The organism is Streptomyces sp. NPDC050422 (assembly GCF_044458665.1).
In the GTDB taxonomy this organism is placed as follows: Bacteria; Actinomycetota; Actinomycetes; order Streptomycetales; family Streptomycetaceae; genus Streptomyces.
The window spans coordinates 305,624-327,280 of sequence record NZ_JBITIE010000009.1; the positions used below are offsets into that span (position 1 = coordinate 305,624).

Genomic DNA, 21,657 nt, shown 5'->3' on the forward strand with positions numbered 1-21,657 from the left:
TCGGACCGAAGTTCGAGACGGGGAGGAGTGGAAAGTTCCTCATGGGTAAGGTCGTGGCCGTGCCGAAGCCCCTCAGTCTCCCCTTCGATCCCATCGCCCGCGCCGACGAGCTCTGGCAGCAGCGCTGGGGCCCGGTGCCCTCCATGGGGGCGATCACCTCGATCATGCGTGCGCAGCAGATCCTGCTCGCCGAGGTCGACGCCGTGGTCAAACCGTACGGACTGACCTTCGCGCGGTACGAGGCGCTGGTGCTGCTCACCTTCTCCAAGGCCGGCGAACTGCCGATGTCCAAGATCGGCGAGCGGCTCATGGTCCACCCGACCTCCGTGACGAACACCGTGGACCGGCTGGTGCGCTCGGGCCTCGTCGACAAGCGCCCCAACCCGAACGACGGCCGCGGAACGCTCGCCTCCATCACCGACAAGGGCCGCGAGGTCGTCGAGTCCGCCACCCAGGACCTGGTCGCGATGGAGTTCGGACTCGGGGCGTACGACGCCGAGGAGTGCGCGGAGATCTTCGCGCTGCTGCGCCCGCTGCGCATCGCCGCGCAGGACTTCGAGGAGATGTAGGAGAGGTCCGGGCCCGCTGCAAGATCGCCCCGGACGGCCGGTTAGTCTCGATGGCATGAAACGCAGTGTGCTGACCCGCTATCGGGTGATGGCTTACGTCACCGCCGTCATGTTGCTGATCCTCTGCGTCTGCATGATCTTCAAATACGGCTTCGACAAGGGTGAGGGTCTGACGCTCGTCGTCTCCCAGATCCACGGCGTGCTGTACATCATCTACCTGATCTTCGCCTTCGACCTCGGCTCCAAGGCGAAGTGGCCGCTGGGCAAGCTGGCCTGGGTGCTGCTCTCCGGCACCATCCCGACGGCCGCGTTCTTCGTCGAGCGCAAGGTCGTCCGCGAGGTCGAGCCGCTGATCGCGGACGCCACCCCCGCCGCCGCCGCGAAGGTCTGACCCGAACCGCCCCGTGCGAAGCACCGGGCGGTTTGTCATCGACATTTACTAGGACGTCCTAGTAAATTGATGGGTATGGACGCTGAAGCGATCGAGGAAGGCCGCCAACGCTGGCAGGCCCGTTACGACAAGGCCCGCAAGCGTGACGCGGACTTCACCACGCTCTCCGGGGACCCGGTCGAGCCCGTGTACGGCCCCCGCCCCGGGGACGCGTACGAGGGCTTCGAGCGGATCGGCTGGCCCGGTGAGTACCCCTTCACCCGCGGCCTGCACGCGACCGGCTACCGCGGCCGCACCTGGACCATCCGCCAGTTCGCCGGCTTCGGCAACGCCGAGCAGACCAACGAGCGCTACAAGATGATCCTCGCCGCGGGCGGCGGCGGCCTGAGCGTCGCCTTCGACATGCCGACGCTGATGGGCCGCGACTCCGACGACCCCCGCGCGCTCGGCGAGGTCGGCCACTGCGGTGTGGCCATCGACTCCGCCGCCGACATGGAGGTCCTGTTCAAGGACATCCCGCTCGGCGACGTCACGACGTCGATGACGATCAGCGGCCCCGCCGTGCCCGTCTTCTGCATGTACCTGGTCGCCGCCGAGCGCCAGGGCGTCGACCCGGCCGTGCTCAACGGCACGCTGCAGACGGACATCTTCAAGGAGTACATCGCGCAGAAGGAGTGGCTCTTCCAGCCCGAGCCCCACCTGCGCCTCATCGGCGACCTGATGGAGCACTGCGCCCGCGACATCCCCGCCTACAAGCCGCTCTCCGTCTCCGGCTACCACATCCGCGAGGCCGGGTCCACGGCCGCGCAGGAGCTCGCGTACACCCTCGCCGACGGCTTCGGCTACGTGGAGCTGGGCCTGTCCCGCGGACTCGACGTCGACACCTTCGCCCCCGGCCTCTCCTTCTTCTTCGACGCGCACCTCGACTTCTTCGAGGAGATCGCCAAGTTCCGCGCCGCGCGCCGGATCTGGGCCCGCTGGATGAAGGAGACGTACGGCGCGAAGACCGACAAGGCGCAGTGGCTCCGCTTCCACACCCAGACCGCCGGTGTCTCGCTGACCGCGCAGCAGCCGTACAACAACGTCGTACGCACCGCGGTCGAGGCCCTCTCCGCGGTCCTCGGCGGCACCAACTCCCTGCACACCAACGCCCTCGACGAGACCCTCGCGCTCCCCTCCGCGCAGGCCGCCGAGATCGCGCTGCGCACCCAGCAGGTGCTGATGGAGGAGACCGGCGTCGCCAACGTGGCCGACCCGCTCGGCGGTTCCTGGTACGTGGAACAGCTCACCGACCGGATCGAGGCGGAAGCCGAGAAGATCTTCGACCAGATCAGGGAACGCGGCACCCGCGCCCACCCCGACGGGCAGCACCCGATCGGACCGATGACCTCCGGCATCCTGCGCGGTATCGAGGACGGCTGGTTCACCGGCGAGATCGCCGAATCGGCCTTCCAGTACCAGCAGTCGCTGGAGAAGGGCGACAAGCGGGTCGTCGGCGTCAACGTGGCCCACGGCTCGGTCACCGGCGACCTGGAGATCCTGCGGGTCAGCCACGAGGTCGAGCGCGAGCAGGTCCGCGAGCTCGCCGGCCGCAAGGAGGGCCGCGACGACGGCCGGGTGACCGCGGCACTGGACGCGATGCTGGCCGCCGCCCGCGACGGCTCCAACATGATCGCGCCGATGCTCGACGCCGTACGCGCGGAGGCGACCCTCGGCGAGATCTGCGGGGTGCTGCGCGAGGAGTGGGGGACGTACACGGAGCCGCCGGGCTTCTGACGGCGATCCGACCGCACGGCTGCGCCGACCGGGCTCCACTCCGGTCGGCTTCCGCGCCGGGGTGCCGCCAGGCGATACCCACTCTGCCGTGTTTCTCATCGCCCCGGTGCCGCCTTGTCCTGGAGCACCTTCCGAGCGAGCCGCCCACCGCCGAGAATGAGCGTGACAACGCCAGGGTGCGGATAGCCGCCGCCGCCGAACAAGCCAGGGCGGCAGCCGCCGGCCAGGAGGTGCGGGCCGGGTGGGAAGTCGCGGCTCGCCGGCGAGGAGCGCGAGAAGCGGGAGGCGGCGGCTTCCGCCTGTCCGAACCGGGAGCGACCATGACCGTGCATCGATCCGACTGGGACTTCGGCCTCAGTCGGCTGACCAAGTTCTTCGCCGGGCCGTGGTCCCACGAACGGACCGTCGACGAGACCATCGCGGACGCGGCTGCGGGGCACACGGACGAGCCGCCCGGAGCGGCTGCCACGGCGATCCTCGAGGACGCCATTCGGCTGGAGGAGTCGTCGCTGCCCACCGAGGTGATCGCCACGGTATGGACGGTGGCCTCGGAAGGGGGCTACAACCTCGCGTACTTCGGCATCGACGGACGGGACTGGCTGCGTCGGGTTGCAGCTGTCTGCTCCGGGCAGGTGCGGCAGGCCGACCCTGCCCGGGTGCCGGACGTCGAGCCGGTCAGGGCCGCCGAGGAGTCGGTGCGCGCGGTCGTGGAGGTCATCAGGTCGGCGGCACCGGCCCTGGCGGCCAAGGCCGCCACCTTCCACGGCCATGAGGCCGGTGACGTGGTCCGGGGGCTGGAACTGGTCGCCACCGAGGTCGATCCCGACCTCGGCCTCCGGCTCCTCCTCCGTGTGCTGAACGCTTGCTGGGTGCCGATCACCGACGCCCAGTACGCCCGGTACGAGGCCCTCGGCGAGGCGTTCGGCTACGGGCAGTTCCACGTCTCCGACGTGGAGTATCTGACCAGGTTCTGAGCGGGACTGGGCACGGCATGAGCAGGGGGGAGCGGTGCCCGGGGGTCCTCAGCCCTCGGGGCGCCGTTCGGTCGCCGCCTCATGGAGGGCCGGGGCTAACCCGCCGCGGCCGCGCCCAGCCCCGCAAGGAGCAGCAGCGTGAAGCGCCGGGCCCAGTCGGCATCGACGGGCTCGGCGCTCACCAGCGCCCGGTGCACCACCGCACCGGCGATCACATCGAAGATCAGGTCGGCGGTCAGCGCCGCCGTGGCCTCGTCCTCCTCGACGGGCAGTTCCCCGCGCTCCTGCGCCCGCTGCCGGCCCTGGAGGACGAGGCGCTTCTGCCGGTCCACGATCGAGTCGCGGATCCGGGTGCGCAGCGCCTCGTCGCGGGTCGACTCCGCGACCACCGCCATCAGCGCGGTCTGCGTCTCCGGCCGCTCCAACAGCACGGCGAACTGCAGCACCACCGCCTGCACATCGGCGGACAGGCTGCCCAGGTCCGGCAGTTCCAGCTCGTCGAAGAGCACCGCCACGGCGTCCACGACCAGTTCGTTCTTGCCCGCCCAGCGCCGGTACAGGGTCGTCTTGGCGACCCCCGCGCGCGTCGCCACATCGCCCATCGTCAGCTTCGACCAGCCGAGGTCGACCAGCGAGGCTCTGGTGGCTTCGAGGATCGCCTCATCGGCGGCGACACTGCGCGGACGTCCCGTTCGTGGGGGTTTGGGGTGGCTGCGGCTCAGCATCCCGCGACCATACCCGTCAGTAGCTAGATCCGGCCGACTTTGTGCCCCGTGAGACAGATCACCGAACACACTTGTGCACCGGGGGCGGGGGCCAGTTACGCTACGGGTCGTAGCGTAAGAACGACGGTCCTGCCGTCGTGGCGCTGCGAACGAGCTACAGCCACAGGCGCCGGGTGGGGACCGGGCGCCGAACCGGGTCTTTCAGGGGCCCGCGAGCCGTGTCTGTCCGTGCACCTCGCACACCGGCGAGGGTGGCGGACGGATGCGGTTCTCGTATCGCTTTCCGGAACGGTGTGCCGAGGGGGGAGGATGTACGTATGCAGCCTAGGAACATGTCCATGAGCGGCGTCGTCGACCTCGCCGCGGTGAAGGCGGCCGGTGAGGCCAAGGTGAAGGCGGAGCAGGCTCGCGCCGAGTCCGCCCGGCAGGGCGGGCCCGCAGCCGTGCCGCCGTCCTCCCTCGTGATCGACGTCGATGAGGCCGGCTTCGAGACCGACGTCCTCCAGCGCTCCGCCGAAGTCCCGGTCGTCATCGACTTCTGGGCCGAGTGGTGCGAGCCGTGCAAGCAGCTGGGCCCGCTCCTGGAGCGCCTGGCCCTTGAGTACAACGGCCGCTTCCTGCTGGCCAAGGTCGATGTCGACGCCAACCAGATGCTGATGCAGCAGTTCGGGATCCAGGGCATCCCGGCCGTCTTCGCCGTCGTGGCCGGACAGGCGCTGCCCCTCTTCCAGGGCGCGGCCCCCGAGTCCCAGATCCGGGAGACGCTGGACCAGCTGATCCAGGTCGGCGAGGAGCGGTTCGGCCTGACCGGCATCGCGGTCGACCAGGACGCGGCGGGCCCGGAGGCGGCCGCGCAGGCCCCCGAGGTGCCGGCGGGACCGTACGACGCACTGCTGGAGGCGGCCGCGCAGGCGCTGGACGCCAATGACTTCGCCGGCGCCGTCCAGGCGTACAAGAACGTCCTGTCCGACGACCCGGCCAACAGTGAGGCCAAGTTGGGCCTCGCGCAGGCGGAACTCCTCGGCCGGGTCCAGAAGATGGACCCGCAGCAGGTCCGCAAGGAAGCCGCCGAGAATCCGGGCGACGCGGACGCGCAGATCGCCGCGGCCGACCTCGATCTGGTCGGCGGTCATGTCGAGGACGCGTTCGGACGTCTCGTCGAGGCGGTCCGCCGCAATTTCGGCGACGACCGGGACCGGGTGCGGGTCCGCCTGTTGGAGCTCTTCGAGGTGATCGGCCCCGAGGACCCGCGCGTCGGCGCCGCGCGCACCTCGCTTGCGCGTGTCTTGTTCTGATCTGACAACACGGCCGTGGCTCCCGGGTGGGGGTCGCGGCCGTTTTCGCGTTCCGGCGCTAAGAGAGCCGTCCGCTTTACCAAATCTTGATAAAAGGACGCCCTGTTACTCGCAGTAAATCGATCATTGCGATCTGCCCGATTTCGCTCAGCAATGGTGGCTTTCGTCTACCGGGTCGGGGCAACCCTGTGTGGCCGCTCGGTGCCCCCCGGTCGTGGCTCGGTTATCGGGCCGTTACTAGCGAGTAACGAACCCCCTTGTGTCACGGCCGCGAATGGACCACGATCGGCCACGCTCGGTCCAATAACGCCACTCCGGCTGCCAGTCGGTGCGGCGGCTCTGTTGGGTCCCCACCGAGTGGATCGGCGGCAGTGGCGCCGATTCCGGACAGGGGGGTTCCTGCCGACCGGCAGGGCCTGTCCGAACAGGTTGCGCGAACGCGTGGCCAGTGGTTGTCGCTCGGGGGTGATCGCCGGTGATTCGGGCGCGGTTCAAGCCTCCGTCCGCAGGCGCTCTCCTTTCCGAGGACGTAGCACTTCTCCCATCCCAGGTCCGGCAGGATGCCAGGCCGGAGATGTACGTCCGAGAAGGAGGAAAAGTATGAGTTCCCAGGTTCGCGGTGGCACGAGATGGAAGCGTTTCGCTGTCGTCATGGTGCCGAGCGTCATAGCCACCGCCGCGGTGGGTGTCGGCCTGGCACAGGGCGCGCTCGCCGCGTCGTTCAGCGTGTCCGGCCAGGAGTTCAAGGTCAGCGCGGATGAGCTCGAAGGCTACGACTTCGTCCAGTACGGCAGTGTGGCCACCGAATCTGGCGCCGACCCCAAGGTTGCGGGCAAGGCGCACGCCGTGGCCGTGTCGGGCTTCAGCAAGGCCTACATCACGAACATGTGCCAGTCGGTCGTCACGCCCAACCTGCCGTTCGGCCTCGGCACCATCACCATGAGGCTGGAGGCGGGTGGCAAGGGACACGATCGTGTCTACGCCAAGGACCTCTACCTCGATGTGTCGCAGCTTGAGGCAGACGCCAAGTTCAAGAACATCGACATCGGTGTGGCTGCCGGTTCGCTGAAGACGGGCAAGCCCGGGAGCATAGGCATCCAGCCTGGCACCCAGGCGGACCCCAACGGGTTCTCCCAGCGGGCCGAGGAGGCCGTGCTGACCGGTGTCCACCAGAAGGCATGGGCCACGACGGCCGGAACCTTCAACCTCAGCGGTCTGAAGCTGAGCCTTAACAAGGGCACCGACAAGGAGTGCTACTAAGCACCCGCCAGGGTGGCCGGGGGACGCATTGCCTTCCGGCCACCCACCCTTCTCTTTCTCACGGCAGTACCGGTTCCAGGGAGCTGTTTTCCATGAGCCCCGAATCCCAAGGGCAGAACGAGCACTACCTCAGCGTCTTCCGGCGGACGTTCCGTACGTGGCGGGGTAACCGGCCGTTCTGGGCGGGCCTGTTCACCATGCTGGGCGGAGTACCCATCGCGTACTTCCCGTACGCGAACATGCACCTCGGCAACGTGACGCTGGCCATGTCCACCACCGCGGGCGCCGGGTCGCTCATCATCGGAGTCCTGCTCATCACGCTGGGCCTGACGATGTGGTTCCACAGCATTGTCCGGGTGTTCGCCGGTGTCGCCTCGATTCTGCTGGCGCTGATCTCCATACCCGTCGCCAACATCGGCGGTTTCCTCGTCGGCTTCCTGTTCTCCCTGATCGGTGGCGCGCTCTCCGCGTCCTGGGCCCCGGGCGAGCCGAAGACGGACGAGGCCGTACCGGACCAGGGCCTTCTCGGCGAGGAGGAGCCGGAACTCCTCGGCGCGGAAATGCCGGACGGCATCTCGTTCGCGAAGGACGAGCAGGCCCCGGTCCATCCCGAAGGTGCGCTCCACGGGGTGGGTGTCCCCGCGCAGCAGCAGGCGCAGTACGACACGACAGCCGAAGCCGACGGCGGGAGGCACCGTGCGGGGTGACGACAGGCAGGTGAACACCGTGGACGAGGGCGGGCTCGACGAGCGAAGAGGGCCGCGCCACGCCGCCCCCAGGAAGTCGCTGCTGACGAAGCTGCACATGCCCTCCGGCAAGAAGGCGTTCGCGCTCGCGGCGATGCCGACAGCGGTCTTCGTCGGGATGGGTCTCACGCCCAAGCTCGCGATGGCCGACGACGCCACCGACATCCCGTTCGCGCCCGGCCCCTGTGTGACCCGCTCCGACGAGCCGAGCGAGTCGGCGGATCCGTCGCCCTCGGCGTCGAAGACGCCGTCCCCGTCGGCCTCCGAGAGCAGCAAGCCCGCGCCGGACAAGAGCGACGAGGCGACTCCGAAGCCCACGGCCACCCCGTCGGCGAGCGCTACGGACGAGGCGAAGTCCGACACGGCCAAGAAGAGCGCCGACACGCCTGCCGCGACGGCGAGTCCCACCCCGACGAAGTCGACGAACCCGCTCGACCCGCTGGGAGTCGGCGACGCGCTCAAGGACCTCTTCGACGGGCCGGACAAGGAGACGGCGAGCCCGTCCCCGAGCGCCACCACGGCGACCCCCGAGCCCTCGAAGTCCGCCACCGCGGAGCCCACGGACAAGGCCGCCGACAAGCCCGTCGAGAAGGTCACGGACGCGGCGAAGGACACGGTCGACAAGACTGCCGACGCCATCCGTGACGCGGCGGACAAGGCCGGCAAGCCGGTCAAGGAGCTCGACGAGGACGTCAAGGGACTCGACCCGAAGACGGACGAGGACATACCGGACGGCGCCAAGCCCTCCTTCCCGTGCCCGACCGCCGACCCGAAGGCGCTGGCCGCGGCCGATCTGGAGCAGGGCATCCCCCGTCTCCCGAACGACCCGTGGGTCCTGGAGAGTTCGCTACTCACCCTGGTCGGGCTCGACTACAAGGGCATAGTCGAGGTGGAGAAGGGCGACGGCACCACGAAGAAGGTGCTGAAGTTCACCGCCTCCTCCATCGACATCAAGGACCTCCACCAGATGACCGTCGGCCCGATGCCGGGCGTGACCGGTCACGTGCAGGCGCGGAAGGGCTCCACGTCCACCATCCGCGACGGCGAGGTGACGATGTACACGGAGGAGCTGAAGGGCAACCTCTTCGGCCTCATCCCGATCACCTTCAGCCCGGAGACCCCGCCGCCGCTGAACGTGCCGTTCGCGTTCTTCACCAACGTGAAGCTGAAGCAGGCGGGCCAGTTCGGCGGGACGCTGACGGTGCCGGGTCTGCACAACTACTTCACCAAGGACGCCGCCTGAGGCAGCCCGACCCCGTTCGGGAGCCGCACAACGGCTGTGGGCCGCACCTCCCTCATCAAGGGGATGCGGCCCACAGCCGTTGTGTCCCACGGGAGCGAGCGGCGCGACAGCCACGACACCCCGTCGTACCCCGTGGACATCACGGTCGAGGGTGAATTCGGTTACGCGCCCGTGAGCATCGACGCGTTCGGGGGAAGAATCGGCAATCGCCGAGGGCGGTGTCCCGGTACATCCTGTACCGGGACACCGCCCTCGTGCGCCACGTCGTGCGGGACCGCTGTGAGGTCAGTCGCGGACCTGGCCGCCCACGTGGTGCACGCGCACCATGTTGGTCGTGCCGGGGACGCCGGGAGGCGAGCCGGCCGTGATGACCATGGTGTCGCCGTTGCTGTAGCGGTTCAGCTTCAGCAGCTCCGAGTCGACCAGGTCCACCATCGCGTCCGTGGTGTCCACGTGCGGGACCACGTAGGCCTCGACGCCCCAGCTGAGGGCCAGCTGGTTGCGGGTCGACTCGTCCGTGGTGAAGGCCAGGATGGGCTGGGCGGCGCGATAGCGGGACAGGCGGCGGGCGGTGTCGCCGGACTTGGTGAAGGCGACCAGCGCCTCACCGTTCAGGAAGTCCGCGATCTCGCAGGCCGCGCGGGCCACCGAACCGCCCTGGGTGCGGGGCTTCTTGCCCGGCACCAGCGGCTGGAGGCCCTTGGAGAGCAACTCCTCCTCGGCGGCGACGACGATCTTCGACATCGTCTTGACCGTCTCGATCGGGTACGCGCCCACCGAGGACTCGGCGGACAGCATGACCGCGTCCGCGCCGTCCAGGATCGCGTTGGCGACGTCGGACGCCTCGGCGCGGGTCGGGCGCGAGTTGGTGATCATCGACTCCATCATCTGGGTCGCCACGATCACCGGCTTGGCGTTGCGCCGGCAGAGCTCCACCAGGCGCTTCTGCACCATCGGGACCTTCTCCAGCGGGTACTCGACGGCGAGGTCGCCACGGGCGACCATCACGCCGTCGAACGCCGCGACGATGCCCTCCATGTTCTCGACGGCCTGCGGCTTCTCGACCTTGGCGATGACGGGGACCCGGCGGCCCTCCTCGTCCATGACCTTGTGGACGTCCTTGACGTCGCTCGCGTCCCGCACGAAGGAGAGCGCGACCAGGTCGCAGCCCATCTTCAGGGCGAAGCGGAGGTCGTCGATGTCCTTCTCGGACAGGGCCGGGACGTTGACCGCCGCGCCCGGCAGGTTGATCCCCTTGTGGTCGGAGATCACCCCGCCCTCGATGACGATGGTGTGGACGCGGGGGCCGTCCACGGAGACGACCTTCAGCTCGACGTTGCCGTCGTTGATCAGGATCGGGTCGCCCTTGGCGACGTCACCGGGCAGACCCTTGTAGGTCGTGCCGCAGATCGACTTGTCGCCGGGGACGTCCTCGGCGGTGATGACGAACTCGTCCCCGCGGACCAGTTCGACCGGACCCTCGGCGAACTTCGCCAGGCGGATCTTCGGGCCCTGGAGGTCGGCGAGCACGCCGACCGCCCGGCCGGTCTCGGCGGCGGCCTTGCGGACCCGGTCGTAACGACCCTGGTGCTCCGCGTGGGAACCGTGACTGAAGTTGAATCGGGCCACGCTCATGCCGGCCTCGATCAGAGCGACGAGCTGCTCATGGGAGTCGACGGCGGGACCGAGGGTGCAGACGATTTTGGAACGGCGCATGAGGCGGATCCTATCGGTTTGTTTCGCTGCGGAATATTCCGTCTGGTGGAAGATACAAAGGGGCGCGGGGGTGCTCAGTTGTCGACCAGTGCGAAGGTCTGGCCGGCGATCTCCAGCTCCTCGTCCGTCGGCACGACGGCGACCGCCACCCGTGCGTAATTCGGCGAGATCAGCCGCGGTTCGCCGGACCGTACGGCGTTGAGATCCGCGTCCACCACGAGGCCGAGCTCCTCCAGACCCGCGATGGCAGCCTCCCGTACCGGAGCCGAGTTCTCACCGACCCCCGCCGTGAACACCACGGCGTCCACCCGGCCGAGCACCGCCGAATAGGCGCCGATGTACTTCTTCAGCCGGTGCACGTAGATGTCGAAGGCGAGCGCGGCCCGCTCGTCGCCCTCGTCGACCCGGCGCCTGATCTCCCGCATGTCGTTGTCGCCGCAGAGGCCGACCAGACCGCTCTTCTTGTTGAGAAGTTCATCGATCTCGTCGGCCGACATGCCCGCCACCCGCTTGAGGTGGAAGGTGACCGCCGGATCGATGTCTCCGGAACGCGTACCCATGACCAGCCCCTCCAAGGGGGTCAGTCCCATTGACGTCTCCACGCACCGGCCGCCCGCCACCGCCGAGGCGGAGGCGCCGTTGCCCAGGTGCAGCACGATGACGTTGACGTCCTCGGGGGCGCTGCCCAGCAGCTCCGCCGCCTTCCGGGAGACGTACGCGTGCGAGGTGCCGTGGAATCCGTAGCGGCGGATCCGGTGGGCGTCGGCCGTCTCCACGTCGATCGCGTACCGCGCCGCGTACTCCGGCATCGTCGTGTGGAACGCCGTGTCGAAGACCGCCACCTGCGGCAGGTCGGGGCGCAGTGACTGGGCGGTGCGGATGCCGGTGATGTTCGCCGGGTTGTGCAGCGGCGCCACCGGCACCAGGCGCTCGATCTCCTTGAGTACCTCGTCCGTGATCACGGTCGGCTCGGTGAACCGCAGCCCGCCGTGCACCACCCGGTGGCCGATCGCCGCCAGTTCGGGGGAGTCCAGGCCGAGCCCGTCGGCGGCCAGCTCCTCGGCGGCCGCCCTGAGCGCCGCGTCGTGGTCCGCGATCCGGCCGTTGCGCTCCCGGCTCTCGCCGCCGCCGGCCAGCGGGGTGTGGACGAGGCGTGAGGTCTCCTCGCCGATCCGCTCGACCAGGCCCGAAGCGAGCCGGGTGCGGTCACGCATGTCGAGGAGCTGGTACTTCACGGAGGAGGAGCCTGAGTTGAGGACGAGCACCCGGCTCGGGCCCGTACCTGCTGCGGCACCTTCGGTGGTGGTCATGGTGCGGGTCACTCCTCGCCCTGTGCCTGGATCGCCGTAATGGCCACGGTATTGACGATGTCCTGGACGAGTGCGCCCCGGGACAGGTCGTTGACGGGCTTGCGCAGCCCCTGGAGGACCGGGCCGACGGCCACCGCGCCCGCCGAGCGCTGCACGGCCTTGTACGTGTTGTTGCCGGTGTTCAGGTCCGGGAAGATCAGGACCGTCGCCTGGCCCGCCACCTCGGATCCGGGCAGCTTCGTCGCGGCGACGCTCGGCTCCACCGCGGCGTCGTACTGGATCGGGCCCTCGATCATCAGGTCCGGGCGGCTCGCCCGCACCCGGTCCGTCGCCTCGCGGACCTTGTCGACGTCGGCACCCGACCCCGAGGTCCCGGTCGAGTACGAGAGCATCGCGATCCGGGGCTCCACGCCGAAGCGGGCGGCGGTGACCGCGGACTGCACGGCGATGTCCGCGAGCTGCTCCGCGTTCGGGTCCGGGTTGACCGCGCAGTCGCCGTACACCAGGACCTTGTCGGCGAGGCACATGAAGAAGACGGACGAGACGATCGAGGCGTCCGGCTTGGTCTTGATGATCTCGAACGCGGGGCGGATCGTCGCCGCCGTCGAGTGCACGGCCCCGGAGACCATGCCGTCCGCCAGGCCCTCCTGGACCATCAGGGTGCCGAAGTAGTTGACGTCCGAGACGACGTCGTACGCGAGCTCGACCGTCACCCCGCGGTGGGCGCGCAGTTGCGCGTACCGCTCCGCGAAGGTCTGGCGCAGCTCGGAGGTCTGCGGGTCGATGAGCTGGGTGCTCGCCAGGTCGATGCCGAGGTCGGCGGCCTTCTTGCGGATGACGTCGGGGTCGCCGAGCAGCGTGAGGTCGCAGACGTCGCGCCGCATCAGTACGTCGGCGGCGCGCAGCACCCGTTCCTCGGTGCCCTCGGGCAGCACCACCCGGCGCCGGTCCGCGCGGGCCTGCTCCAGCAGTTCGTGCTCGAACATCATCGGCGTGACCCGGCCGCTGCGGGCGACCGAGATCCGGTCGAGGAGTGCGGCCGTGTCGACATGTCGCTCGAAGAGTCCCAGGGCCGTCTCGGCCTTGCGCGGTGTCGCCGCGTTCAGCTTGCCCTCCAGGGCGAAGAGCTCTCCGGCGGTGGGGAAGGAGCCGGCTGCCACGGAGACCACCGGGGTGCCCGGTGCGAGCCGTGCGGCCAGCTTGAGTATCTCCTCGCCCGGCCGCTCGTTCAGCGTCAGCAGTAGGCCCGCGATGGGTGGCGTCCCGGCGCTGTGCGCGGCCAGCGAGCCGACCACCAGGTCGGACCGGTCGCCGGGGGTCACCACGAGGCACCCCGGCGTCAGGGCCTTCAGCAGGTTCGGCAGCATCGCGCCGCCGAACACGAAGTCCAGCGCGTCCCGCGCCAGCCCCGCGTCGTCGCCGAGCAGCACCGTGCCGTCCAGCGCCGCGGTGATCTGCGCGACCGTCGGCGCCGAGAGGGCCGGGTCGTCGGGCAGCACCGAGCACGGCACCGGCAGCGTGGCCGAGAGCCGGTCCGCGATGCCCTCGCGGTCCGCGGAGGCCACCCGGTTCACGATCATCGCGAGGACGTCGCACCCGAGCCCGGCGTACGCGCGGTACGCGTTGCGGGTCTCGGCCCGCACGGACTCCGCGTCCTGGTCCTGACCGCCGACCACCGCGATCACCGAGGCGCCGAACTCGTTGGCGAGCCGGGCGTTCAGGGCCAGCTCGTCGGGGAGCTGCGTGGCCGCGAAGTCGGTGCCGAGGACCAGCACCACCTCGTACGCGGCGGCCACCCGGTGGAAGCGCTCGACGAGCCGGGAGACCAGTTCGTCCGTACCCTGCTCGGCCTGGATCGCGGAGGCCTGGTGGTAGTCGAGGCCGTATACGGTCCCCGGGTCCTGGGAGAGCCGGTAGCGGGCCCGCAGCAGTTCGAAGAGCCGGTCGGGGTCGTCGTGGACCAGGGGCCGGAACACCCCGACCCGGTCCACCTGACGCGTCAGTAGCTCCATGACTCCCAGATCGACGACCTGGCGGCCGTCTCCCCGGTCGATCCCGGTCACGTACACGCTGCGCGTCACGCGTGCTCTCCCGTCATCTCTTGTCCGGCATGGTGTCCGGTTCGAGGCGTATCGCCTGTTTGACGATACCTGCGGGGACCGAGGGGCCGCCCGCCGGACGAAAGCCCCTGGTCGTAGCCGTCCGGGCCGCCGCCACGACCGGTCCTGCCGCCCATGGAGCAGCCGGAAGCGCGAGGTACGGACCTGACGTGGGACAATCGTCGTGACTCACGGTACGGGGGGATGACGCCGTTGCCCCGGCCCGCACGGCAGCAGGGCGGGCCCCCAGGGCCTGTCCGGCGGACAGGAGATACAGCACGATGCGCATCGGAGTTCTCACCGCAGGCGGCGACTGCCCAGGCCTCAACGCAGTGATCCGCTCGGTCGTGCACCGTGCCGTGGTGGGCCACGGCGATGAGGTCATCGGATTCGAGGACGGGTTCAAGGGCCTCCTCGACGGCCACTTCCGCCCCCTCGACCTCAACGCCGTCAGCGGCATCCTCGCCCGCGGCGGCACCATCCTCGGCTCCGCCCGCCTGGAGCGCGACCGGCTCCGCGAAGCCGCCGAGAACTGCGCCGAGCTGAGCCGCCGTTACGGCATGGACGCACTGATCCCGATCGGCGGCGAGGGCACCCTCACGGCCGCCCGGATGCTGTCCGACGCCGGCATGCCCGTCGTCGGCGTCCCGAAGACCATCGACAACGACATCTCGGCCACCGACCGCACCTTCGGCTTCGACACCGCGGTGGGCGTCGCCACCGAGGCCATAGACCGGCTGAAGACCACCGCCGAGTCCCACCAGCGCGTCATGGTCGTCGAGGTGATGGGCCGCCACGCGGGCTGGATCGCGCTGGAGTCCGGCATGGCCGGCGGCGCGCACGGCATCTGCCTGCCCGAGCGGAAGTTCCAGGTCGAGGACCTGGTCAAGATGGTCGAGGAACGCTTCGCACGCGGCAAGAAGTTCGCGGTCATCTGCGTCGCCGAGGGCGCACACCCGGCCGAGGGCTCCATGCCGTACGCCAAGGGCGCGATCGACCAGTTCGGCCACGAGCGCTTCCAGGGCATCGGTAACCGCCTCGCCGTCGAGCTGGAGACCCGGCTCGGCAAGGAGGCCCGGCCGGTCATCCTCGGCCACGTCCAGCGCGGCGGCACGCCGACCGCGTACGACCGGGTGCTCGCCACCCGCTTCGGCTGGCATGCGGTGGAGGCGGCGCACCGGGGCGACTTCGGCCGCATGACGGCCCTGCGCGGCAACGACATCGAGATGGTGCCGCTGGCCGACGCGGTCACCCAGCTCAAGACCGTGCCCCTGGCCCGGATGCACGAGGCCGAATCGGTCTTCTGACCGCCCGGATGCACGAGGCCGAGTCGGTCTTCTGACCGCCCGGGTGAGTGAGGCCGAGTCGGCCTTCTGGCCCGGCTACGAGGCCGAGTCGGTCTTCTGGCCCGGCTACGAGGCCGAGTCGGTCTTCTGGCCCGGCTACGAGGCCGAGTCGGTCTTCTGGCCCGGCTACGAGGCCGAATCGGTCTTCCTGCCCGGCCGCGACGCCGAGTCGGTCTTCTGACCCGGCACCGGCACGGTGGGGCGACCAGCGGGCTCCGGCAGTCCCATGCGGGACGGCCGGGGCCCGCTCGCTGTTCCCCGCCGGCCAGGCCGGGCTCGTCCGGAGAACCGTGCCGGGTCCGCTCGGCGTCCTTGCGGGGAACGAACGGATCCGGAACGTACAGAAGGCTCGTCCCCATGCGCACACAGCACGACCGCAAGGCGCCATCGACGAGCGGGAGCCCGCAGCGCGGCATCGCCGCCACGACCTTCGCCGTCCTGCGGCGGCACCGCGGCGTTCTGGGAGGCGCGACGGCACGTGTCGTCGGCCTGACCGGAGTCGCCGGACTCCTGATGACGGCCGCCATATTCGCGCTTTCCTGGCCCGTCTTCACCCACATGCGGAACGAACGCATCCGGTACCACCAGCTGGAGGACCCCTACCTGCACGACCACACCGGCCTGGCGCGCGTCGCCCTCTGGACGCTCCCGCTCTTCCTGCTTCTCCTCGGCATCGCCGGCGCGGCGCTGCAGAGTGTGTGTTCGCGCGCGGTTGCCGCGGGGTCACGCGGGTCGTCCCCGCGGCCGCGGCCGGTGCTCGCCGTCTACGCGCTGCGCGGCCTGATCGTGTGGCCCCTGCCGCTGCTCGTCCATTTCGTGGCGCACAGCCTCACCGGCTATCAGATCGACACCGAGGACCAGGTCCTGGAACGCGGATCGTGGGCCTACACGCTCGTCGAGGCAGCCCCGGTGCCTGCCGTGTTCATCGCCGCGCTCCTGCGCCTCGCCCTGACGCTCGCCCCGGCCGCCGCGGCTGACGGCCTCGGCCCCCGTGCGGCCCTGCGCCGTTCCTGGGGGATGGCGTGGACGCGTGCCGGAGCGGTCCGCGTCCTCGCCCTCGCGCTGCCGCTGGCTGCCCTCACCGCCGGGGTGCTCCGGCTGGTCGTACAACTCGCGTTGCCGCTGCGGCCCCTCGTACGAGACCTCGTCGAACAGGCCACGGGCAACTCCTTCGCCGCGTACTACGCCGGCATCCTCGCCCCCGTCGTCGTCGGCATCCTGGTCACCGCGGCTGTGATCCTGCCCGTCAGCTGTACGGCCTTCGCCGTCCTCCAGGGCCGGCTGCGGGCCGGGGGCGCGGCGCACACCGTCTGACGGACCACTGGGGCGTGTTTCGAAAGTCCCGCCTGCCGGGCGGCGTCTGGCACTTCCCCGAGCTCTCGGCTTCGCTCGAGCAGGGGAGACCCCATTGCTCGCGGCGTTGCCGAAAAGCCCTGGTAGCTCCGCTACGAGGACTTCCCGGCGCCTTGCGATCGCACGCACCAGACGCCGCCCGGCCCGCCCTCCGGGCGGACGGCGCTACTTTCGAAACACGCCCTACGCCTCGGCCGTTTCCCAGAACCGTTCCACGATCCCCGCGAGGAACGCCCGGCCGGCGTCCCCGGTGGCGCCCGCCCGGTCCGTGCCTGTGCTGTTCCAGCTGAGCGTGGACGCCATCAGTGCCTGGTAGTCGGAGTGCAGCCGCTCCAGCGTGCCCTGGATCAGCGGGCGGTCCAGAGGCACGAGTTTCGACACCGGCTTGACGTACGCCTGCCAGCGGGTCGTCATCGCGCTGCGCAGCAGTTCCGCCAGATCCTCGTCCCGTCCGGAGACCGTCACGAACGCGGCGGCGCCGAGCCCCAGCGCCTCGCTGAGGGCGGCGGACTGACGTTCGTTGCCCCGCCACCGGCCCGCTTCCTCCATCCGCAGGTACGCGGACGCGGACATCCCGAGCTGTCCCGCCAGCTCCTCCGGGGTCAGCTCCCGGGCGACCCGGTGCTCGCGCAGCGTGCGCGCGGCGGTGAGGAGTTCGTGCGGGGCGCACCACAACACCCCTGCCAATGCCGTGAGTTCGTACTCGGTGGGCGAGGCGAGGCCGCGCTCCCAGGCCGCGACCGTCTCGGCGCTGATCTGGAGTCCGTACTGCGCGCCGAGGCCGTAGGCGACATGACCGGGAGCCATACCCAGGGCCTCGCGGAGTCTTCGCGCGGCGGGGGCGTTGAAAGGTGGGGTGGTGTGCACGGCCCCACCGTAGGAGGTCAGAGGCGGTATGACCACGGTGTGTTCACACCATGAACACGACTCATAGGAACGTCCAGACGGCCGGGCGGCCCTTTTCCGGGGCCGGCTGCGGAACCGCTCAGCGCCCCTCCGCCAGCCAGCGGTAGTGCAGCTCCGGGCGTCCGATCTGTCCGTACTGCGGACTGCGCACCGCCCGGCCCGCCGTCACCAGGTGTTCCAGATAGCGGCGCGCCGTGATCCGGGAGATGCCCAGCTCCAGCCCGGCCGCCGCCGCCGTCACGCCGTCCGGGGCCGCCCGCAGCGCACGGGTCACCGCCTCCAGGGTCGGGCTGCTGAGGCCCTTGGGGAGGCGGGCGGGCTGCGGCGTGCGCAGGGTGGCCAGCGCGCGGTCCACCTCGTCCTGGCCGCTCGCCTCGCCGGCCGCGCCACGGAACTCGGCGTAGCGGACGAGCCGGTCGCGCAACGTGGCGAAGGTGAAGGGCTTCAGTACGTACTGGACGACGCCCAGCGAGACCCCCTCGCGCACCACGGCCAGATCGCGGGCCGAGGTCACCGCGATCACATCGGCCCCGTGCCCGGCCGCACGCAGCGAACGCAGGAGCTGCAGACCGTGGCCGTCGGGCAGATACAGGTCGAGGAGCAGGAGGTCGACCGGGACGCGGTCCAGGGCCCGCACCGCCTCGGCCCGGGTGTGCGCGACGGCCGCCACGGAGAAGCCCGGGACGCGGTCCACGTACAGCTGATGGGCGTCGGCGGCGACGGGGTCGTCCTCGACGACCAGTACCTGGATCACAGGGTTCTCTCCTTCTGCGCACCGCTGCCCAGCGGCAGCCGTACCGTGAACTCCGCGCCGCCGTCCGGCCCCTGTTCCAGCACCACGGCCCCGCCGTTGCGGTGCGCGGCCTGCCGGACGAGCGCCAGGCCGAGCCCGCGGCCCGCGCCGTGCGTCGACCAGCCGCGGCGGAACACCTCCGCGGCGTTGGCCGGTCCGACGCCCGCACCATTGTCGGCGACGCGCAGCAGGAGCTCCCCGTCCCCGGCGAGCGCGGTGACGGTGACCCGGGCGCGGGCCGGGCGCGGGCCGGGACGCGGGCCGGGGATGCCGCTGCCGTCCGGCGCCGCACCCGTCACCGCCTCCGACGCCGCGTCCACCGCGTTGTCGATCAGATTGCCGAGGATGGTCACCAGATCGCGCTGCGGCAGCGTCGCGGGCAGGGCCCCGTCGTCGATCAGGCTGTCGTCCGCCAGCACCAGCTCCACCCCGCGCTCGTTCGCCTGCGCGGCCTTGCCGAGCAGCAGCGCCGCCAGCACCGGTTCGCCGACCGCGCCCACCACCCGGTCGGTGAGGGCCTGGGCCAGTTCGAGTTCCGCCGTGGCGAAGCCGACCGCCTCCTCCTGGCGGTCCAGCTCGATCAGCGAGACCACCGTGTGCAGCCGGTTCGCCGCCTCGTGCGCCTGCGAGCGCAAGGCCTGGGTGAACCCGCGCTCCGAGTCCAGCTCGCCGGACAGCGCCTGGAGTTCCGTGTGATCGCGCAGGGTGATGACGGTGCCGCGCCGCTCCCCGCCCACCACCGGGCGGGTGTTGACCACGATCACCCGGTCCGCCGTCAGATGCACCTCGTCGACCCGCTCCTCGGAGGAGAGCAGGGCCCCGGTCAGCGGTGCGGGCAGATCGAGTTCGGCGACCCGGCGTCCGACCGTGCCGGGCGCCAGGCCCAGCAGCTCGCGGCCCGCGTCGTTGATCAGGGCGATCCTGCGCTGCCCGTCGAGCATCAGCAGCCCCTCGCGCACCGCGTGCAGGGTGGCCTCGTGGTAGTCGTGCAGCCGGCTCAGCTCGGCGGCGTTCATCCCGTGGGTGTGCCGCCGCAGCCGGGCGTTGATCACGTACGTACCGAGGCCGCCGAGCGCCAGCGCCGCGCCCGCCGCGAGACCCAGTGCCCCCAGCTGCGCCCGTACCTGCGAGGAGACCCGCTCGACCGTGATGCCCGCGCTGACGAGGCCGACGATCCTGTCGCCGTCCCGGACCGGCGTGACGACCCGTATCGAGGGGCCGAGCGTGCCGGTGTACGTCTCCGAGAACGTCTCGCCGCGCAGCGCCTGCGCGGTGTGGCCGAGGAAGTTCTCGCCGATCCGCTCGGGCTTCGGGTGCGTCCAGCGGACCCGGTGCGGATCCATGATGGTGACGAAGGCGATCCCGGTGTCCCTGCGGACCTGCTCCGCGTACGGCTGGAGCACGGCCGACGGGTCCGGGGTGCGGATCGCCTCCAGTACCGACGGCGAACCGGCGATCGCCAGCGCGGCCGTCCGCACCTGCCGGGTCGCGGTCTCCTTGGCCTGACCGCTGCCGGAGACGTACGCGAAGAAGGCGCACCCCGCCACGACGGCCGCGACCAGCACCACCTGCATGGCGAAGAGCTGGCCCGCGAGGCTGCGCGGGCGGGTACGGGGGAAGCGCATCCCCCCAGTCTGCCTGGCCGAAAACATATGAACGAAATGCACACAAGGGTGACCGGCGTCACAGGAGGCGGGATAGTCACCGGGGCCCCCAGGGACGGGGGAGGGACAAGGACGAGCCGAGGAGACCCCCGTGGGAGTGGCCACCGCCAAGCGGGACCGTACGAAATATCTGTATCTCGCCGTGATCGCGGCGGTGGGGCTCGGCATTCTGGTGGGCCTGGTCGCTCCGGACACCGCCGTCGAGCTGAAGCCGATCGGTACCGGCTTCGTCAACCTCATCAAGATGATGATCTCGCCGATCATCTTCTGCACGATCGTGCTGGGCGTCGGCTCCGTACGCAAGGCCGCCAAGGTCGGCGCCGTCGGCGGTCTGGCCCTCGGCTACTTCCTGGTGATGTCGACCGTCGCCCTGGCCATCGGCCTGGTCGTCGGCAACATCCTGGAGCCCGGCTCCAGCCTCCACATCACCGAGGCGACCCGCGCCGCGGGCGAGAAGCAGGTCTCGGGCGCCAGTGAGTCCACCGCGGACTTCCTGCTCGGCATCATCCCCGACACCATGGTGTCGGCCTTCACCGCGGGCGAGGTCCTCCAGACCCTGCTCATCGCCCTGCTCGCGGGCTTCGCGCTCCAGGCCATGGGTTCGGCGGGTGAGCCGGTCCTGCGCGGCATCGGCCACATCCAGCGCCTCGTCTTCCGCATCCTCGCCATGATCATGTGGATGGCCCCGGTCGGTGCGTTCGGCGCCATGGCCGCGGTGGTCGGCGAGACCGGCGTGGACGCGCTGAAGTCCCTCGCGGTCATCATGATCGGCTTCTACATCACCTGCGCGCTCTTCGTGTTCCTGATCCTGGGCACGATCCTGCGCCTGGTGGCCGGGCTCAACATCTTCTCCCTGCTGAAGTACCTGGGCCGGGAGTTCCTGCTCATCCTCTCCACCTCCTCGTCCGAGTCGGCGCTGCCGCGGCTCATCGCGAAGATGGAGCACATGGGCGTGAGCAAGCCCGTCGTCGGCATCACTGTGCCGACCGGCTACTCCTTCAACCTCGACGGCACCGCGATCTACCTCACGATGTCCTCGCTGTTCATCGCCAACGCGACGGGCGACCCGCTGAGCATCAGCGAGCAGATCTCGCTGCTGGTCTTCATGGTGATCGCTTCGAAGGGCGCGGCGGGCGTCACCGGTGCCGGCCTCGCCACCCTCGCGGGCGGCCTCCAGTCGCACCGCCCCGAGCTGGTGGACGGCGTCGGCCTGATCGTCGGCATCGACCGCTTCATGAGCGAGGCCCGCGCCCTGACGAACTTCGCGGGCAACGCGGTGGCCACGGTGCTCGTCGGCACCTGGACCAAGGAGATCGACCGGGCCCGGGTGGACCAGGTCCTCTCCGGGGCGCTCCCGTTCGACGAGAGCATGCTCGCGGACGAGGGGCCCGCCGAGCCGCACGTCCCCGAGGCCAGGGACGGCGGCGAGGAGCAGCCCTCGCTCGCGAAGGTCTGACACAGCACGACGACGCGGCCGGTACGGGAATCCCG

The 21,657-nt window shown here is 70.3% G+C and carries 19 protein-coding genes; 12 read left to right on the plus strand and 7 right to left on the minus strand.

What is annotated here, in order from left to right; all coding sequences use genetic code 11:
- The first annotated feature begins 59 nt into the window (after positions 1-59).
- The 4 genes from ACIBJG_RS16640 (at position 60) to ACIBJG_RS16655 (ending at position 3,710) form a co-directional block, all read left to right on the plus strand.
- Entirely contained in the window at positions 60-569 is a 510-nt protein-coding gene (locus ACIBJG_RS16640; RefSeq protein ID WP_399308234.1) for a MarR family winged helix-turn-helix transcriptional regulator, read from the plus strand.
- A gap of 55 nt (positions 570-624) precedes the next feature.
- Entirely contained in the window at positions 625-960 is a 336-nt protein-coding gene (locus ACIBJG_RS16645; protein WP_399308235.1) for a DUF3817 domain-containing protein, read from the plus strand.
- Positions 961-1,035: 75 nt separating this feature from the next.
- On the plus strand, positions 1,036-2,736 hold the full coding sequence (locus ACIBJG_RS16650; RefSeq protein WP_399308236.1) for a methylmalonyl-CoA mutase: 1,701 nt from the start codon (positions 1,036-1,038) through the stop codon (positions 2,734-2,736).
- A 320-nt stretch (positions 2,737-3,056) separates the two neighbouring features.
- Entirely contained in the window at positions 3,057-3,710 is a 654-nt protein-coding gene (locus ACIBJG_RS16655; protein ID WP_399308237.1) for a hypothetical protein, read from the plus strand.
- Positions 3,711-3,805: 95 nt separating this feature from the next.
- Here the strand turns inward: ACIBJG_RS16655 and ACIBJG_RS16660 are convergent, their stop codons facing one another.
- The gene (locus ACIBJG_RS16660; RefSeq protein ID WP_399308238.1) at positions 3,806-4,435 is read right to left on the minus strand and encodes a TetR/AcrR family transcriptional regulator; all 630 of its coding nucleotides are present in this window, start codon (positions 4,433-4,435) and stop codon (positions 3,806-3,808) included.
- A gap of 332 nt (positions 4,436-4,767) precedes the next feature.
- Between ACIBJG_RS16660 and ACIBJG_RS16665 the strand changes: the two genes are divergently transcribed.
- From ACIBJG_RS16665 to ACIBJG_RS16680, 4 genes are all read left to right on the plus strand, one after another.
- On the plus strand, positions 4,768-5,730 hold the full coding sequence (locus ACIBJG_RS16665) for a tetratricopeptide repeat protein (protein WP_399308283.1): 963 nt from the start codon (positions 4,768-4,770) through the stop codon (positions 5,728-5,730).
- Between the two features lie 600 nt (positions 5,731-6,330).
- Entirely contained in the window at positions 6,331-6,990 is a 660-nt protein-coding gene (locus tag ACIBJG_RS16670) for a DUF6230 family protein (RefSeq protein ID WP_399308239.1), read from the plus strand.
- A gap of 92 nt (positions 6,991-7,082) precedes the next feature.
- The gene (locus ACIBJG_RS16675; protein ID WP_399308240.1) at positions 7,083-7,697 is read left to right on the plus strand and encodes a DUF6114 domain-containing protein; all 615 of its coding nucleotides are present in this window, start codon (positions 7,083-7,085) and stop codon (positions 7,695-7,697) included.
- Complete coding sequence (locus tag ACIBJG_RS16680; protein WP_399308241.1) at positions 7,687-8,979, plus strand: hypothetical protein; 1,293 nt, start codon at positions 7,687-7,689, stop codon at positions 8,977-8,979. The genes ACIBJG_RS16675 and ACIBJG_RS16680 overlap by 11 nt, the downstream gene beginning before the upstream one ends.
- Before the next feature lie 285 nt (positions 8,980-9,264).
- Here ACIBJG_RS16680 and pyk read toward each other — a convergent pair whose 3' ends face one another.
- The 3 genes from pyk to pta form a co-directional block, all read right to left on the minus strand.
- Entirely contained in the window at positions 9,265-10,695 is a 1,431-nt protein-coding gene (pyk, locus tag ACIBJG_RS16685) for a pyruvate kinase (protein WP_399308242.1), read from the minus strand.
- Positions 10,696-10,769: 74 nt separating this feature from the next.
- Positions 10,770-12,005: an acetate kinase gene (locus tag ACIBJG_RS16690; RefSeq protein WP_399308243.1), complete on the minus strand. Its 1,236-nt coding sequence runs from the start codon at positions 12,003-12,005 to the stop codon at positions 10,770-10,772.
- Positions 12,006-12,013: 8 nt separating this feature from the next.
- Positions 12,014-14,086, minus strand: coding sequence for a phosphate acetyltransferase (gene pta / locus ACIBJG_RS16695; protein ID WP_399308244.1), 2,073 nt, complete (start codon positions 14,084-14,086; stop codon positions 12,014-12,016).
- Positions 14,087-14,385: 299 nt separating this feature from the next.
- On the opposite strand from pta, the gene ACIBJG_RS16700 reads away from it, so the two are divergent.
- The 3 genes from ACIBJG_RS16700 (at position 14,386) to ACIBJG_RS16710 (ending at position 16,764) form a co-directional block, all read left to right on the plus strand.
- Complete coding sequence (locus ACIBJG_RS16700) at positions 14,386-15,411, plus strand: ATP-dependent 6-phosphofructokinase (protein WP_399308245.1); 1,026 nt, start codon at positions 14,386-14,388, stop codon at positions 15,409-15,411.
- A gap of 43 nt (positions 15,412-15,454) precedes the next feature.
- Entirely contained in the window at positions 15,455-15,631 is a 177-nt protein-coding gene (locus ACIBJG_RS16705; protein WP_399308246.1) for a hypothetical protein, read from the plus strand.
- A 176-nt stretch (positions 15,632-15,807) separates the two neighbouring features.
- Positions 15,808-16,764 (plus strand): hypothetical protein, encoded by a 957-nt coding sequence (locus tag ACIBJG_RS16710; RefSeq protein ID WP_399308247.1) that lies wholly within the window; start codon positions 15,808-15,810, stop codon positions 16,762-16,764.
- A 222-nt stretch (positions 16,765-16,986) separates the two neighbouring features.
- On the opposite strand, the gene ACIBJG_RS16715 is transcribed toward ACIBJG_RS16710, so the two are convergent.
- From ACIBJG_RS16715 to ACIBJG_RS16725, 3 genes are all read right to left on the minus strand, one after another.
- Positions 16,987-17,610: a helix-turn-helix domain-containing protein gene (locus tag ACIBJG_RS16715; protein ID WP_399308284.1), complete on the minus strand. Its 624-nt coding sequence runs from the start codon at positions 17,608-17,610 to the stop codon at positions 16,987-16,989.
- 178 nt (positions 17,611-17,788) lie between these two features.
- On the minus strand, positions 17,789-18,463 hold the full coding sequence (locus tag ACIBJG_RS16720) for a response regulator (RefSeq protein ID WP_399308248.1): 675 nt from the start codon (positions 18,461-18,463) through the stop codon (positions 17,789-17,791).
- Positions 18,460-20,127, minus strand: coding sequence for an ATP-binding protein (locus ACIBJG_RS16725; RefSeq protein WP_399308249.1), 1,668 nt, complete (start codon positions 20,125-20,127; stop codon positions 18,460-18,462). The genes ACIBJG_RS16720 and ACIBJG_RS16725 overlap by 4 nt, the downstream gene beginning before the upstream one ends.
- Before the next feature lie 136 nt (positions 20,128-20,263).
- Between ACIBJG_RS16725 and ACIBJG_RS16730 the strand changes: the two genes are divergently transcribed.
- The gene (locus ACIBJG_RS16730) at positions 20,264-21,622 is read left to right on the plus strand and encodes a cation:dicarboxylate symporter family transporter (protein WP_399308285.1); all 1,359 of its coding nucleotides are present in this window, start codon (positions 20,264-20,266) and stop codon (positions 21,620-21,622) included.
- The last annotated feature ends 35 nt before the right edge of the window (positions 21,623-21,657 follow it).